11 protein-coding genes are annotated in these 13,370 nt (G+C 71.5%); 4 read left to right on the top strand and 7 right to left on the bottom strand.

Going from position 1 to position 13,370, the window contains the following annotated elements:
• Positions 1 to 128: 128 nt before the first annotated feature.
• Complete coding sequence (locus RMN57_RS19640) at positions 129 to 1,091, bottom strand: LysR family transcriptional regulator (protein WP_313764653.1); 963 nt, start codon at positions 1,089 to 1,091, stop codon at positions 129 to 131.
• Between the two features lie 71 nt (positions 1,092 to 1,162).
• On the opposite strand from RMN57_RS19640, the gene RMN57_RS19635 reads away from it, so the two are divergent.
• Together RMN57_RS19635 and RMN57_RS19630 are read left to right on the top strand one after the other, a co-directional pair.
• Positions 1,163 to 2,275, top strand: a complete 1,113-nt coding sequence (locus RMN57_RS19635; protein ID WP_313764652.1) for a TDT family transporter — start codon at positions 1,163 to 1,165, stop codon at positions 2,273 to 2,275.
• Between the two features lie 651 nt (positions 2,276 to 2,926).
• The gene (locus RMN57_RS19630) at positions 2,927 to 3,919 is read left to right on the top strand and encodes a LuxR C-terminal-related transcriptional regulator (protein WP_313764651.1); all 993 of its coding nucleotides are present in this window, start codon (positions 2,927 to 2,929) and stop codon (positions 3,917 to 3,919) included.
• 96 nt (positions 3,920 to 4,015) lie between these two features.
• On the opposite strand, the gene RMN57_RS19625 is transcribed toward RMN57_RS19630, so the two are convergent.
• Positions 4,016 to 4,642, bottom strand: coding sequence for a hypothetical protein (locus RMN57_RS19625; RefSeq protein ID WP_313764650.1), 627 nt, complete (start codon positions 4,640 to 4,642; stop codon positions 4,016 to 4,018).
• 342 nt (positions 4,643 to 4,984) lie between these two features.
• Between RMN57_RS19625 and RMN57_RS19620 the strand changes: the two genes are divergently transcribed.
• Positions 4,985 to 5,158 (top strand): hypothetical protein, encoded by a 174-nt coding sequence (locus tag RMN57_RS19620; protein ID WP_313764649.1) that lies wholly within the window; start codon positions 4,985 to 4,987, stop codon positions 5,156 to 5,158.
• Positions 5,159 to 5,186: 28 nt separating this feature from the next.
• Here RMN57_RS19620 and RMN57_RS19615 read toward each other — a convergent pair whose 3' ends face one another.
• The 5 genes from RMN57_RS19615 to dnaK form a co-directional block, all read right to left on the bottom strand.
• The gene (locus RMN57_RS19615) at positions 5,187 to 6,215 is read right to left on the bottom strand and encodes a helix-turn-helix domain-containing protein (protein WP_313764648.1); all 1,029 of its coding nucleotides are present in this window, start codon (positions 6,213 to 6,215) and stop codon (positions 5,187 to 5,189) included.
• Between the two features lie 202 nt (positions 6,216 to 6,417).
• The gene (locus RMN57_RS19610; protein ID WP_313764647.1) at positions 6,418 to 6,936 is read right to left on the bottom strand and encodes a heat shock protein transcriptional repressor HspR; all 519 of its coding nucleotides are present in this window, start codon (positions 6,934 to 6,936) and stop codon (positions 6,418 to 6,420) included.
• A gap of 7 nt (positions 6,937 to 6,943) precedes the next feature.
• Positions 6,944 to 8,098 (bottom strand): molecular chaperone DnaJ, encoded by a 1,155-nt coding sequence (gene dnaJ / locus RMN57_RS19605; protein ID WP_313764646.1) that lies wholly within the window; start codon positions 8,096 to 8,098, stop codon positions 6,944 to 6,946.
• A gap of 137 nt (positions 8,099 to 8,235) precedes the next feature.
• On the bottom strand, positions 8,236 to 8,859 hold the full coding sequence (grpE, locus tag RMN57_RS19600) for a nucleotide exchange factor GrpE (RefSeq protein ID WP_313764645.1): 624 nt from the start codon (positions 8,857 to 8,859) through the stop codon (positions 8,236 to 8,238).
• Positions 8,856 to 10,694 carry a molecular chaperone DnaK gene (dnaK, locus tag RMN57_RS19595; protein WP_313764644.1) on the bottom strand — a complete coding sequence of 613 codons (1,839 nt, stop codon included), beginning with the start codon at positions 10,692 to 10,694 and terminating at the stop codon, positions 8,856 to 8,858. The genes grpE and dnaK overlap by 4 nt, the downstream gene beginning before the upstream one ends.
• Before the next feature lie 334 nt (positions 10,695 to 11,028).
• Here dnaK and RMN57_RS19590 point away from each other — a divergent pair, with 334 nt between their 5' ends.
• Positions 11,029 to 13,251, top strand: coding sequence for a (Fe-S)-binding protein (locus RMN57_RS19590; protein WP_313764643.1), 2,223 nt, complete (start codon positions 11,029 to 11,031; stop codon positions 13,249 to 13,251).
• The last annotated feature ends 119 nt before the right edge of the window (positions 13,252 to 13,370 follow it).

The raw sequence follows: 13,370 nt of genomic DNA, 5'->3' as shown, positions 1-13,370 counted from the left end.
CTGTGCGCGCGGCCGTTCTCGTGCCGCTGCCCGTGGTTCTGGTCGTCGGCTGCCCGTCGGCCGCTCGTGCGTCGTGCCGCCGGGCGATGCTGCCAAGTACAGCATGCACTAAGTTGAGTCTATTCCGCTCAACTTTCGGAGACCTTTCGGTGAACGGCTCCGGAGCGGTGCGGGCGCAGCGGACCGGCCGTCCGCCGGGTCAGCGTCAGCAGCTCCCGGGCCGGTCCGCCGGGCCGCTGTCCGGCCGGCCAGACCGCCCGGAGCGGGCGCCGCAGGTCCAGCCCCTCCGCGAGCGGCACCGCCACCAGCCGCCGGGTCGCCAGCTCCTCCACCACCGCCAGCTCGCTCAGGCAGACCGGTCCGGCCCCGGTCATCGCGGCCGCCTTGAGCGCCGTCGACGAGGCCAGCTCCAGCCGCGGCCTCGCCGCGCCCCCGAACGGCGCCAGCGCCATCTCCAGCACCTCGCGGGTGCCCGAGCCGGGCTCGCGCAGCACCAGCGGGGTCGCGGCCAGTTCCTCCCCGGTCAGCGGGGCCCGGCGGCGGGCCCAGGGGTGGTCCGGGGCGACCACGACCACCAGCCGGTCGGCGGCCACCACCGCGCCGGCCAGGCCGGCCGGGGTGGACGGGCCCTCGACGAAGCCGAGGTCCGCCTCGCCGGCCAGCACGTGCCCGGCGACGTCCGCCGAGTTCGCCGTCCGCAGCGTCACCGCGGTGCCCGGGCTGGCCTCGTGCAGCGCCAGCAGCCAGCCGGGCATCAGGTACTCGGCGACGGTCAGGCTGGCCACCACCACCAGCCGGGCGTCCCGGCGCTCGCGCAGCGCGTCGATCCCGGCGTCCAGCGACTGGGCGGCCTCCACCACGTGGCGGGCCCACTCGACCACCAGCCGGCCCGCCTCGGTCGGCCGGCTGCCGCGCGGCGAGCGGTCCAGCAGGGGCACGCCGATCTGCCGCTCCATGCCCTTGATCCGGGCACTGGCGGTGGGCTGGCTCACGCCCAGCTCGGCCGCCGCCCGGCCGACGCTGCCGAGCCGGGCCACCGCGAGCAACAGCTCCAGCGCACCGAGTTCGGGGACGCGCGGGGAGAGGGCCATAGGTTCAGCCTATGCCGTCATAGAGCGCCGGGCGCTACCGGCATCCGGCTCCGGCGGCGACGGTGGATGCCATGGCCACCCTGATCAGCGTCCGACCGCTCGCCCGCACACCCCGTCTCGACCTCGCCCAGCTGGGCCCCAACTGGTACGCGGTGGTCATGGGCACCGCGATCGTCGGCAACGGGGCGGCCGCCCTGCCGGTCCGGGTGCCGGGGCTGACCGGGTTCGCCGAGGTGATGTGGGCGCTCGGGCTGGCCGGGCTGCTGGTGGTCGGCGCGGGGCGCCTGGTCCACCTCACCCGCTACCGCGCCGCCGCCCGGGCCCACCTGCTGGACACCCCGGCCACCGCGGTCTTCTACGGCTGTCCGCCGATGGCCCTGATCTCGGTCGGCCTCGGGACCCTCGCGGTCGGCTCGCGGGTGATCGGCACCGGTCCCGCCGTCGCGCTGGACGCCGTGCTCTGGAGCGCCGGCACCCTGTACGCGCTGACCGTCGCGGCCGGCATCCCGTTCCTGATGATCACCCGGCACCGGGTCTCCCCGCTGGAGGCCGATCCCACCTGGCTGCTGCCGGTGGTCGCCCCGCTGGTGGCCTCCGCCGCCGGTCCCGCGCTCGTCCCGCACCTGCCGGCCGGCACCGCGCAGCAGGCCATGCTGTACGGCTGCTGGGCCCTGTTCGGCGTCGGCCTGCTGGCCACCCTGGCGCTGCTGCCGGTGGTGTTCACCGGCCTGGTCCACAGCAAGCTGCCCGTCCTGGCGCTCACCCCGTCGCTCTTCCTGGTGCTCGGCCCGCTCGGCCAGTCCACCACCGCCCTCCACCAGCTCGCCGACGCCGCCCGCCCGGTCACCCCGCAGCTCGCACCCGCCGCGCTCGCCCTCGCCGAGCTGTACGGCGTCGCGGTGACGGGCGTCGCGATGCTCTGGCTGGCCGTCGCCGTCGCCGCCAACCTGCGGGCCCGGCGGGCCGGGATGCCCTTCGCGATGACCTGGTGGGCGTACACCTTCCCGATCGGCACCTGCGTCACCGGCACGGCCGCGCTCGCCCGGCACACCGGCTTCCCGGGCTTCACCGGCCTGGCCGCCGGGCTCTACGTGCTGCTCGTCGCGGCCTGGGCGGTCGCGGCCGCCGGCACCGCGGCCGGGCTGGCCGGCGGGCGGCTGCTGGGGCGCGCCCAGACGCGCTGACGGATCGCCGGACCGACGGATCGCCGGGCCGACGGATCGCCGGGCCGGTGCGCCGACCTGCGGCCGGCGGTCCACGACCGAATGACCGGACGGTCGGACTCCACGGGCCGACCTCGCTGACCAGCCCCTTTACCAGCGGCCGCGGCCCGGCGCGGGAAGACGCTCCGATCCGCCGGTGCAGGTTCCTGCAATTGCGGGAACCTGCACTCTGGCGGCACTTGTTCACCGGCCGTCACGCTGTGAGGGTGGAGTCACGCCAGGTCGACCGGGCACCGCAGCCCGATGGTGGCGACTTGCTCTTCAGTACTGGATGCGAGAGGTACTCCGTACCTGCATATCGGGGGGAAGAGCGCCGGCCGGGACGCCATGTGTGGTGATGGCCCCCGGGACCGGATCCGGCGAGGCGTTGCTGCTCCGCCTCGCCGGAAGCGTCCTGACCCTGGCGTGGCACCGGCGGCCCCCGGCCTCCCGGCGTGCGACGGCACCCGGGACCCGGGGGCCCGCCGGCGCCCAGTACCGTGATCGCGTGCGGCGTGCGGTGCCGGGATCACGACCGGAAGGCGCGTGGGCACGCGTGGCGCCGGCCCGCCCGACCGCGGCCCGGCCGAAGCACAGGCACATCCGCGATCCATTCGGCAGGGAGTGTTCCAGGTGACGGCGGAGCCGACGGCCGCCCCGGGCCCCGGCGGCGAACCGGACGAGGCCGCCCGGCAGCTCTACCTGGCCGTCCTCGCCGACGGCGGGCGCCTCCCGGCCGCCGACGTCCCGGAGTCCGAGCAGGACGCCCTGCGCCAGCTGGTCGACCTCGGCCTGCTGATGCCCAATCCGATCGACGCCTGCTACGTCGCCGTCAGCCCCCGCTCCGTCAGCGACCGGCTGGGCGCCGAGCTGCGCAGCGAGGCCACCCGGCTGCTGGTCCGCGCGGAGAACCTCCCGGGCGCCCTGGACGGCCTCACCCGGGCCTACGACGCGATGCCGCCCCGCCCGCCCGAACGCTCGGGCGGCGCGGTCTACATCGAGGGCCACGTCCACATCCGGCACCGGATCTCGCAGCTGGTCTCGGACTGCCGCACCGAGGTGCTCACCGCCCAGCCGGGCCACCGCCCGCCGGACGCCCTCAAGATCGCACTGCTGCAGGACGTCCAACTGCTCCAGCGCGGCTGCTCGCTGCGGACCATCTACCAGCCGATCGCCGTCTCGGAACCGGCCGCCCGCGCGTACGCGGCCGAGGTCACCCGGCGCGGCTCGGCGATCCGGACCCTGGACGAGCCGTTCCAGCGCCTGTTCGTCTTCGACCGCTCGGTCGCGGTGATCTCCGCCGCCCAGGACCACAGCGCCGCGGCGTTCCTCTCCGACCCGTCCGCGGTCGCCTTCCTGGTCAACGCCTTCGAACGGGACTGGGCCCGTGCCGAGAGCACCGACTGGGCCGCCGCGCACGCCCACGGCACCAGCCGGGACGGGCCCGACCGGGTCGGCCGGCTGCTCGCCCGCGGCCTCACCCAGCGCGCCGTGGCGACCCGCCTCGGGCTGAGCGAGCGCACCGTCGCCGCCCACATCTCCCGCCTGCGGGACCGTCACGGCGCGCAGACCCTCTTCCAGCTCGGCTGGTTGATGCGGGGTGAGCAGGACGGCGACGCCGGGTGAGCCGGGGCGCCAGGGCCCCGCACGGACGGCCGCGTACGGGGCCCTGGCGCCCGCTCAAGGGCGTTCCCTCGGGGCGGTCGGTGCGGGCCGCCGGGGTCAGCCGGTGGCCGCGCCGGTGGGCCAGTAGCCGTTCGGGCCGACGGTCGGGGGCTGCTGGCGCGGGACGGTGAACTGCTCGCCGGGGGCGGTCCAGAAGCCCTCGCGCAGCGAGAGCGCCATGCCGGCCCAGTCCAGGGCGGTCTCCACGGTGTGGTGGAGGGCCTCCTGCGACCAGGTGTCGTCGAAGACCAGCGGCAGGACCGGGGCGACCTGCTCGATGGTGGCGATGAGCGGGTTGTGCGTGATCGCCTCGTCCACCAGCAGCACGATGGGCTTGCGCAGGGCCGAGGCCCAGCCCAGCTCCAGGCTGACGCCCGCGGAGAGCGGCGCACCGACGTAGGCGAAGACCAGGTCGGCGGACTGCAGCGCGCGGAAGTCCGAGGGGACCCGGGGCTCGGGGGCCCGGCCGGACACGGTCCACGCGTCGCTGTGGTGGGCGCTGTACACGGCGGCGCCGCTGCGGAGCAGGGTGGTGCGGAGCGTCGTCAGCCGCGTCCGGCTGGCCAGGGTCACCACGCTGTCGGCCGGGCCGGTCAGCCGCATCAGCGGTGCGGCCAGGAAGACCCGTGCACGCCGGCCCTCGGGGGCCTGGCTGTCGTGGTGACGCAGGTAGGGCTCGGTCATTGTCGACTCCGGGGGAAGGGCGTCGGCTCGGCTGCTCCTGGCCGACGCCGGGTGTGGAGATCAGGGCGTGACAATCGCAGGGATTATTCGCTGTTCCACGCCGGGAAGAGGCGTTAGTTGATCGTCCACCGAGTAGAGTCACCAGTCCACTGATGCCTGGTGGCATCCGTCTGCATGGCAGAGAGATGACACCCCCCGACGTGAGTGCGCCCGTGACAGTCAGAACTGCCGTGTGGCACCATCTGATCGTTTGACGGTGCGTCGCGCGTGTATTCGATCGGACGCGCCACTAGAGGATGAGGTGCGCGCATGTCTCGTATACGTCGGGCTGCTCGGACGGTCATGGTGACGATGGCCGCCGGCGTCCTCGTGATGCTTGGCGCCGGTGCTTTTGCCACTGGCCATGATGCTGATCGTTCCGTTCATGTCAATTACTCGGTTTCCGAGGACGGCGCGAACGGTGTTTCCGATCAGGCTTCCGCTCTGCTGCTGGACCAGGACCACTCCTGGACCTGACAGTCGGTTGGGCTGCGAATCTCGCCGCTTACCCGCCCCCGGGTGCGGCGGGATTGGCAGGCCCCTGGTGGGACTCCCGTGACGACCGCGCCAGCGCGTACCCCAGCTGGAACAGCGATTCCACGTTGTAGTCCTCCCGCATCTCGGCGAGGTGGCGGGCCAGGGTGCGTTCGCTGATGCCCAGCCGGCGGGCGATGACTCTGTGGTTGGTGCCGTCGAGCAGCAGGTCGATGATCGTCTGCCGCATCCGCGACACCACCTGCTGGGGGACGGTCCGCCCGCCGCTGAAGTCGAGCCCGCGGTTCCAGTTGCGCTCGAACACCTCGTGCGTGAGGAAGTGGATGACCGCCGGGTCGTGGATGAACGCGGCCAGGTTCAGGTCCTCGGCGACCGGGATGACGGCCAGCGCCCGGTCGACGATGATCAGCCGGGTGTACGGCTCGTCCAGGGTGCGGAACCTCCCGCCGGCCTCGGTGAGCGTCGCCACGTAGTCTCTGGTCGGCGCGTGGTACCGGGTGCTCGGGTGGTAGATGGTCCGCGCGGAGATTCCCCGCCGCAAATCCTCGATGTCCTCGGCGAGGGTTTGGGAGAGGACCTCAGGTGGCCGGGGACCGCCGGGCTGGGCGGCGAGCACCTCTTCCTTCGCCGAGGCGACCGCGTGATTGATGCGCTGATTGATGATCGCCTTCCCGCGGACGTATTCGACCGTCCCCCCGGTGGCGTCCGGGTTGTGAAAGGCGTCGGCGAGCCCCTGGAGGTCACCGGGTATGGCTATTGCGCGGGCCAGGAGTTCCAGCGCCTGGCGCTGCCAGGTGGCGCTCAGACCGGACGAGAGCTGCTGCGGATCGGCGGCCAGCAGAACGTGCGGATCATCCGTGTCGGGGACGAGAAGGCCGATGTCCAGCAGTTCGCTGAGATAGCTGTACTCGGATTCCGCTACTTCCTTGCGGGCGATACGGCCGTGCGTGCGGATAACCGCGAGATAGAGATCGTGGGCGCCCGCGGACAGGGTGCCCTGCGTGCCGACGCCCGCGGTGGAGTCGTCCCTCCCGCTCATTCGCGGCTCCTTCTCGACGACAGACTGGCTCCAGGACTGTACGCGCCCCCGCCGGCGATCTTAGGTCGTGGGTCGGGTTCGGGATCAGGCATTGTTCCACCGGCCCGCGGCGGGGCTGTCGAGTGGCAGCCTCTCATCAAACACCGAGCCGCCGGCACCCCCCGTTCAGGAGGGAACCGGCGGCCGTCGGTGTGTGGGCCGGTCAGCGCTTCGGCCGCCAGACGACCAGCGCGCTCGACTGGGTCGGCGGCTGGTACGGGACGAGATCGCGGCGGTAGGAGGCGTGCACGGCGGCCTCGCGCTGCTGGAGCGCGGTGGCGGCGCCCTCCAGCGAGTCGATCAGTTCCGCGATGCGGGACTGGAGCGCGGTGACCTGGTTCTCCAGCTCGATGATCCGCTTGATGCCGGCCAGGTTGATGCCCTCGTCCTGGGAGAGCCGCTGGACCTCGCGCAGCTGCTGGATGTCCCGGGCCGAGTAGCGGCGCCCGCGGCCGGCGGTGCGGTCCGGGCAGACCAGGCCGAGCCGGTCGTACTGGCGCAGGGTCTGCGGGTGCAGGCCGGAGAGCTCGGCCGCGACCGAGATCACGTACACCGGGGTGTCCTCGGTGAGGACGTACTGCGGCGGCGGCGCGGTGCGGCGGGCGCGCGGTGCGGCGGCGCCGGGCAGGCCCTCGCCGATCCCGGGGCCGATCGGGCCGCGCGCGTTGCTGTCGGGGGTCATCTGGTCGTCACGCTCCCTCCGCCGCCTTGAAGAGGGCGGCACGCGGGTCGTCCGAGGCGGTGGCCTCGCGGTACTGCTCCAGGGCCGTCAGCGCGTCGCCGGTGACGTGCTGGGGCACCACGACCTCCACGGTGACCAGGAGGTCGCCACGGGTGCCGTCCTTGCGGGTGGCGCCCTTGCCGCGGGCCCGCAGGGTGAGACCGTTGGCGCTGCCCGGGGGCAGCTTGAGCTTCACCGAGGGACCGTTCAGCGTCGGTACCTCGATGGTGCCGCCCAGAGCGGCCTCGGGGAAGGAGACCGGGACGGTCACGGTGAGGTTGTCGGCCTTGCGGCCGAAGACCGGGTGCGGGTCGACGTGCACGGTGACGTAGAGGTCGCCGGGCTGGCCGCCGCGCTCGCCCTGGGCACCCTTGCCCTTGAGGCGGATGCGCTGGGCGTCCTGGACACCGGCCGGGATGCGCACCTGCATGGTGCGGGCCGAGCTGGCCCGGCCGCTGCCGTGGCAGTCGGTGCACGGGTCGTCGACGATCATGCCCCGGCCGCGGCAGTCCCGGCAGGGCTCGGACAGGGCGAAGGCGCCCTGGCCGCGGCTGACGGTGCCGGCGCCGACGCAGGTCGGACAGACCCGGGGGGTGGTGCCGGCCTTGGCGCCGGTGCCGCTGCAGGTGCGGCAGGGGGCCTGGCTGGTCATCCGCAGCGGAACGGTGGCGCCGTCGACGGCCTCCTCGAAGGAGAGCGTCACCTCGGTCTCGACGTCGGCGCCGCGCCGCGGCTGGGCCTGCCGGCCGCCGCCGCCGCGGTTGAACAGGCCGCCGAAGACGTCGCCGAGGCCGCCGCCGGAGCCGCCCTGGCTGCCGCTGAAGAGGTCGCCGAAGTCGAAGCCGTAGTTGCCGCCGCCGGGGCCGCCGGCGCGGAAGCCGCCGTTGGCGAAGAGGGCGCGGGCCTCGTCGTACTCCTTGCGGCGCTTCTCGTCCGACAGGACGTCGTAGGCCTCGGAGATGTCCTTGAAGCGGTCCTCGGCCTTGGTGTCGCCCTTGTTGGCGTCGGGGTGGAACTCGCGCGCCAGCTTGCGGTAGGTCTTCTTGATCTCGGTGGCGGAGGCGTCCTTGGGCACGCCGAGGACCTTGTAGTAGTCCTTCTCCACAAAATCCTTGCCGCTCATGGCTCCCGCCACCTCCCGGAGTCAACAGTTACGGGCCCACGCGATGTGGAGTCAACGGATACGGCGCTGCGGAGCCGGCCGCCGTACTGGCCGGCGTACGACTCCGCAGCGCACAGGGTCTCAGCTGTCACGGGCGGTCAGCTGTCCGCGCCACCGTCAGCCTCGTCCGAGTCCGCGGACTTCGCGGACTTCCCGGACTCGGCGTCCGGGGCGGAGGTGGTCTGGGTACCCGGCTGGGGCTCCGCCACCGCCACCATCGCCGGGCGGATGATCCGCTCGCCGATCCGGTAGCCGGGCTGGAGGATCTGGACACAGGTGTCCTCGGTGACGTCCGAGGAGTAGCTGTGCATCAGCGCCTCGTGCATGGTCGGGTCGAAGGGCTCGCCCTCCTTGCCGAACTGCTGCAGACCCAGCTTGGCGACGACCGTCTCCAGGGACTCGGCGACGGACTTGAAGCCGCCCGTCACCTCGCCGTGCTCGCGGGCCCGGCCGATGTCGTCCAGGACCGGGATCAGGGACTCCAGGATGTTGGAGACCGCGATCTCGCGCACCGTCAGCCGGTCGCGCTCGACGCGCTTGCGGTAGTTCTGGTACTCGGCCTGGAGGCGCTGGAGGTCCCCGGTCCGCTCGGCCAGCTCGCGCTTGGCCGTGGCGACGTCGTCGTCGGAGCCCGCCGCGGCGGCCTCCTCGGCCGCCTTGACCACGGCCTCCTCGGCGGCGGAGTCGTCGCCGGGCTCAGCACCCTGCGGCTTCTCCGTCATGCCGCACCGCCCTTGGGCTTCTCGTCGTCCACGATCTCGGCGTCGACGACGTCGTCGTCCTTGGCGCCCGCGGCGTCGCCGGCCGGCGCGGCACCCGCGGCGTCGGCGTTGGCGTAGAGGGCCTGGCCGAGCTTCTGGGCGGTGGTGGAGACCTTCTCCGAGGCCTCGCGGATCTTCGCGATGTCCTCGCCCTTCAGGGCGTCCTTGAGCTCGCCGATGGCGGTCTCGACCTCGGTCTTGACCTCGGCCGGGAGCTTGTCGGCGTTGTCGGCGATGAACTTCTCGGTCGAGTAGACGAGCTGCTCGGCCTGGTTGCGGGTCTCGACGGCCTCGCGGCGCTCGTGGTCCTCCTGCGCGTACTGCTCGGCCTCGCGCATCATGCGCTCGATGTCGTCCTTCGGCAGCGCGGAGCCGCCGGTGACGGTCATCTTCTGCTCCTTGCCGGTGCCGAGGTCCTTGGCGCCGACGTGCATGATGCCGTTGGCGTCGATGTCGAAGGTGACCTCGATCTGGGGCAGGCCGCGGGGGGCCGGCGGCAGGCCGGTCAGCTCGAACATGCCGAGCTTCTTGTTGTACGCGGCGATCTCGCGCTCGCCCTGGTAGACCTGGATCTGCACGGACGGCTGGTTGTCCTCGGCCGTGGTGAAGATCTCGGAGCGCTTGGTCGGGATCGTGGTGTTGCGCTCGATCAGCTTGGTCATGATGCCGCCCTTGGTCTCGATGCCGAGGGACAGCGGGGTGACGTCGAGCAGCAGGACGTCCTTGACCTCGCCCTTGAGGACACCGGCCTGGAGCGAGGCGCCGATGGCGACGACCTCGTCCGGGTTGACGCCCTTGTTGGCCTCCTTGCCGCCGGTCAGCTCGCGGACGAGCTCGGCGACGGCCGGCATGCGGGTCGAGCCACCGACCAGGACGACGTGGTCGATCTCGGAGAGCGAGATGCCGGCGTCCTTGATCACGTTGTGGAACGGGACCTTGCAGCGCTCCAGCAGGTCGGAGGTGAGCTGCTGGAACTGGGCGCGGGTGAGCTTCTCGTCCAGGTGCAGCGGGCCCTCGGCGGAGGCCGTGATGTAGGGCAGGTTGATCGAGGTCTCGGAGGACGAGGACAGCTCGATCTTGGCCTTCTCGGAGGCCTCGCGCAGACGCTGGAGGGCCATCTTGTCCTTCGACAGGTCGACGCCGTGGCCGGCCTGGAAGGTCTTCACCAGGTGGTCGACGACCTTCTGGTCCCAGTCGTCACCACCGAGGTGGTTGTCACCGTTGGTGGCCTTCACCTCGACGACCCCGTCGCCGATCTCCAGCAGGGAGACGTCGAAGGTGCCGCCGCCGAGGTCGAAGACCAGGATGGTCTGGTCGTCCTTGTCCAGGCCGTAGGCCAGGGCGGCCGCGGTCGGCTCGTTGACGATGCGCAGGACGTTGAGGCCCGCGATCTCACCGGCCTCCTTGGTGGCCTGGCGCTCCGAGTCGGAGAAGTACGCCGGGACGGTGATGACGGCGTCGGTGACGGTCTCGCCCAGGTAGGACTCCGCGTCGCGCTTCAGCTTCTGCAGGATGAAGGCGCTGATCTGCTGCGGGTTGAAGTCCTTGCCGTCCAGGTTGATCTTCCACCCGGTGCCCATGTGGCGCTTGACCGAGCGGATCGTCCGGTCGACGTTGGTGACGGCCTGGCGCTTGGCCACCTCACCGACGAGGACCTCGCCGTTCTTGGCGAAGGCCACGACGGACGGCGTGGTCCGCGCACCCTCGGCGTTCGTGATGACGGTGGGCTCGCCACCCTCAAGGACGCTGACGACCGAGTTCGTCGTACCGAGGTCGATGCCGACCGCGCGTGCCATCGTAGATACCTCCACGGAAGAGTTGAGCTTTACGGGCTCAAGGATGCACGACTCCCCGGGGAGCGTCAACAGCATTGAGCCCGGCGCGCTCAACTTTGCTGAGCTCGCGCCGGGCGGGGTGTGCGGCGGGCGCGGGGACGGCCCGGGGCGGGCGCGCGCGGGTCGATTCGAAGTGCCGAGGGTGGACTTACGTGACTGCCGCCATACCTTGAGCATCTTCAGGAGAAGAGTTGACAAACGGTATTGTCCCGGCCGTCGGGCCTGTAAGTTACCGACGAGTACACTGGCCTCGGAGAGACTTCACCCAAGGAAAGCCGCAGGAGACGGAGAGCCGATGCAGCTAGCAGCGATCGTCATCTCGCTGGTCACGTTTGTGATCGGCACCGCGCTCGCCGCCCGTGCGGCGATGTACATCTTCAGAGTGGTGCGGACCGGCCAGTCCGACCCCACCAGGTTCGGCCAGCCCGCCCAGCGCGTGAAGACCGTGGCGGTCGAGTTCGTCGGCCACACCCGCATGAACAAGTGGGGCGTCGTCGGCGTCGCGCACTGGTTCGTCGCGGTCGGCTTCTTCAGCCTGGTGCTGACCATCGTCAACGCCTTCGGCCAGCTCTTCGACGCCGAGTTCGCGCTGCCGGTCATCGGCCACTGGATGCTCTGGCAGCTCTTCGTCGAGCTGCTCGGCACCCTGACCACCCTGGGCATCCTGACCCTGATGGTGGTCCGGCTGCTCAGCCTGCCGTCGAAGTCCGGCCGCAAGTCGCGCTTCGCCGGCTCGATCGCCTGGCAGGCCTTCTACGTCGAGTACACGATCCTCGGCATCGGCCTCTGCATCACCATGCTGCGCGCCCTGGAAGGCGCCCTCGCCGGCGTCGACTCGTACGGGCCGGAGCACCTGGTCTCGTACCCGATCGTCTCCGCGCTGAGCGGGCTGTCGCACGGGACGCTGGAGAACCTGGTCTACTTCTTCGCGATGCTGAAGATCTGCATCTCCTTCGCGTGGGCGACCACCATCGGCCTCAACCCCTCGATGGGTGTGGCCTGGCACCGCTTCCTCGGCTTCTTCAACATCTACTTCAAGCGCGAGGAGGACGGCGGCACCGCGCTCGGCGCCCTGCGCCCGATGACCAGCGGCGGCCAGCCGATCGACTTCGAGGACCCGGCCGACGACGCCGTCTTCGGCGTCTCCCAGGTCGAGCACTTCTCCTGGAAGGGCATCCTCGACTTCTCCACCTGCACCGAGTGCGGCCGCTGCCAGTCGCAGTGCCCGGCCTGGAACACCGGCAAGCCGCTCTCGCCCAAGCTGCTCATCATGAGCCTGCGCGAGCACGCCTTCGGCAAGGCGCCGTACCTGCTGGCCGGCGGCGGCAAGGACATGGAGGGCGAGGAGCGGGCCACCGCCGAGCAGCTCAAGGACGTCCCGGCGGCCGCCCTGGCCGAGGCCGAGCGCCCGCTGATCGGCACCGCCGAGGAGAACGGCGTCATCGACCCGGACGTCCTCTGGTCCTGCACCACCTGCGGCGCCTGCGTCGAGCAGTGCCCGGTGGACATCGAGCACATCGACCACATCGTCGACATGCGCCGCTACCAGGTGATGATCGAGTCCTCGTTCCCGACCGAGGCCGGGACGATGCTCAAGAACCTGGAGAACAAGGGCAACCCGTGGGGCATGGCCACCAAGGCCCGCCTGGACTGGGTCAAGGAGCTCAAGAAGGAGACCGGCATCGAGGTGCCGGTGATCGGCGAGGACATCGACCCCGCCGAGGTCGAGTACCTCTACTGGGTCGGCTGCGCCGGCGCCCTGGAGGACCGCGCCAAGAAGACCACCAAGGCCTTCGCGGAGCTGCTGCACACCGCCGGCGTGCAGTTCGCGATCCTCGGCAAGGAGGAGTCCTGCACCGGTGACTCCGCCCGCCGCCTGGGCAACGAGTTCCTCTTCCAGATGCTCGGCGCGCAGAACGTCGAGACGCTGAACGCGGCGCTGGAGGACGCGCCGAAGAAGCGGATCGTCGCCACCTGCCCGCACTGCTTCAACACCATCGCCAACGAGTACCCGCAGCTGGGCGGCCACTTCGAGGTCATCCACCACACCCAGCTGCTGCAGCACCTGATCGACGAGGGCAAGCTCGTGCCGGTCAACCCGGTCGAGGGCCTGATCACCTACCACGACCCCTGCTACCTGGGCCGCCACAACAAGGTCTACAGCCCGCCGCGCGAGATCATGGACAAGGTCCCGGGTCTGCGCCAGCAGGAGATGCACCGCCACAAGGAGCGCGGCTTCTGCTGCGGCGCCGGCGGCGCGCGGATGTGGATGGAGGAGCGCATCGGCAAGCGGATCAACACCGAGCGCGTGGACGAGGCGCTGTCCCTCAACCCGGACATCGTCTCCACCGCCTGCCCGTTCTGCCTGGTGATGCTCTCCGACTCGGTCAACGGCAAGAAGAACGAGGGCGCGGCCAAGGAGCACCTGAAGGTCGTCGACGTGGCCCAGCTGCTGCTCGACTCGGTCAAGGCGACCCCGCCCGCCGGGGCGGAGCAGCCGGAGACCGTGGACGCGTAGCGTTCCTGTTCGACAGTTCTGCTACAACTGCCCGGCCCGGTGGACGCCGCGAGAGCGCCCGCCGGGCCGGGCTTTTGGGCCCGCGGGGGCGCCCTCGGCGCACGCCCGCGGAGGGCGGG

This window comes from Kitasatospora sp. CM 4170 (assembly GCF_032110285.1).
Taxonomy (GTDB): Bacteria; Actinomycetota; Actinomycetes; order Streptomycetales; family Streptomycetaceae; genus Kitasatospora; species Kitasatospora aburaviensis.
Note: the sequence above shows the minus strand (reverse complement) of the source record. Positions and strands in the feature narration are given on the sequence as shown.

What these genes read in the sequence shown, in the direction of transcription:
- RMN57_RS19640 (WP_313764653.1), bottom strand. Translation starts at nt 1,091, where the DNA reads ATGGCCCTCTCCCCGCGCGTCCCCGAACTCGGTGCGCTGGAGCTGTTG.
- RMN57_RS19635 (WP_313764652.1), top strand. Translation starts at nt 1,163, where the DNA reads ATGGCCACCCTGATCAGCGTCCGACCGCTCGCCCGCACACCCCGTCTC.
- RMN57_RS19625 (WP_313764650.1), bottom strand. Translation starts at nt 4,642, where the DNA reads ATGACCGAGCCCTACCTGCGTCACCACGACAGCCAGGCCCCCGAGGGC.
- RMN57_RS19620 (WP_313764649.1), top strand. Translation starts at nt 4,985, where the DNA reads ATGGTGACGATGGCCGCCGGCGTCCTCGTGATGCTTGGCGCCGGTGCT.
- RMN57_RS19615 (WP_313764648.1), bottom strand. Translation starts at nt 6,215, where the DNA reads ATGAGCGGGAGGGACGACTCCACCGCGGGCGTCGGCACGCAGGGCACC.
- RMN57_RS19610 (WP_313764647.1), bottom strand. Translation starts at nt 6,936, where the DNA reads ATGACCCCCGACAGCAACGCGCGCGGCCCGATCGGCCCCGGGATCGGC.
- dnaJ (WP_313764646.1), bottom strand. Translation starts at nt 8,098, where the DNA reads ATGAGCGGCAAGGATTTTGTGGAGAAGGACTACTACAAGGTCCTCGGC.
- grpE (WP_313764645.1), bottom strand. Translation starts at nt 8,859, where the DNA reads ATGACGGAGAAGCCGCAGGGTGCTGAGCCCGGCGACGACTCCGCCGCC.
- dnaK (WP_313764644.1), bottom strand. Translation starts at nt 10,694, where the DNA reads ATGGCACGCGCGGTCGGCATCGACCTCGGTACGACGAACTCGGTCGTC.
- RMN57_RS19590 (WP_313764643.1), top strand. Translation starts at nt 11,029, where the DNA reads ATGCAGCTAGCAGCGATCGTCATCTCGCTGGTCACGTTTGTGATCGGC.